This is a genomic window from Tabrizicola sp. (assembly GCF_016793705.1).
Lineage (GTDB): Bacteria > Pseudomonadota > Alphaproteobacteria > Rhodobacterales > Rhodobacteraceae > Tabrizicola.
Window position 1 is genome coordinate 1 of the sequence record NZ_JAEULO010000048.1, and the last position, 1,330, is coordinate 1,330.

General features: G+C 68.6%; 1 protein-coding gene. It reads left to right on the forward strand.

The genetic code is table 11. From position 1 onward, the window contains the following. Positions 1-2: 2 nt before the first annotated feature. Positions 3-1,330 (forward strand): aminotransferase class III-fold pyridoxal phosphate-dependent enzyme (locus JNJ68_RS13205; protein WP_294982848.1); only part of this gene is annotated, 1,328 nt, incomplete at its 3' end.

A 1,330-nucleotide genomic window follows, 5' to 3' on the forward strand; every position in this document is an offset into this window, starting at 1 on the left:
CCATGAAAGACGCCAACTTCCTGAAAGCCCACAATGCCCGCTCGCTCTGGCATCCGATGACCTCGCCCTCGGACAGCGTGAAGAACGCGCCTGCGATCATCACGGGCGCGCAGGGCACCCGCATCCGCGACATCGACGGGCATGAGGTGGTGGATGGGGTCGGGGGCTTGTGGAACGTCAACCTCGGCTATTCCTGCCAGCCGGTGAAGGACGCCATCGCGGCCCAGCTTGACGCGCTGCCCTATTATTCCATCTTCCGCGGCACCTCGAACGACAAGGTGATCGAGCTGGCCGAGGAACTGCGCGCCTTCTTCGCGCCCGACGGGTTGACCCGCGCCTTCTACACCTCGGGCGGGTCGGACAGCGTGGAAACCGCGCTGCGGCTCGCGCGCCAGTATCACAAGATCCGCGGCGAGGCCGGGCGCACCAAGTTCCTGTCGCTGAAGAAGGGCTACCACGGCACCCACATGGGCGGGGCCTCGGTCAACGGCAACGCCAACTTCCGCACCGCCTACGAGCCGCTCCTGCCCGGCTGCTTCCACATCCCCGCCCCCTACACCTACCGCAACCCCTTCAACGAAAGCGACCCGGCGAAACTCGCCCAACTCTGCCTGCAGGCCCTTGAGGACGAGATCGCCTTCCAGGGCGCGGCCACCATCGCCGCCTTCATCATGGAGCCGATCCTCGGCGCGGGTGGCGTGATCCCGCCGCACCCGACCTTCATGCCGGGCGTCGAGGCGATCTGCCGCAAGCACGGCATCCTGCTCATCGCCGACGAGGTGATCACCGCCTTCGGCCGCACCGGCGCCTGGACCGGCAGCCGGCTCTGGGGCGTGAAGCCCGACTTCGCCTGCACCGCGAAGGCGATCACCAACGGCTACTTCCCCTTCGGCGCGGTGATGATCGCGGAAGGCGTGGCGCAGGTGTTCGAGGCGGACGAGACCGGCAAGGCGGCGATCGGCCACGGCTACACCTATTCCGGCCACCCGGTCGGTGCCGCCGCCGCGCTGGCCTGCCTGGCCGAGACGAAACGCCTGAACGTCCCCGTCAACGCCGCCGCGCGGGGTGCGCAGTTGTGGGAGGGGCTGAAGGCGCTCAAGGCGAAATACAGCGTCATCGGCGACATCCGCGGTGGCCAGGGGCTGATGCTGGCGATCGAGCTTGCCGGTCCCGACAAAGCCGCGCCGCCGAAGGCGCAGCCCGGCCAGGTCCAGGCCAAGGCCTACGAGGCGGGCGCCATGGTCCGCGTCTCCGGCCCCAACATCATCCTCTCGCCACCCCTCGTCATCACCGAGGCCGACGCGACCACCATCCTCTCCGCGCTCGACGC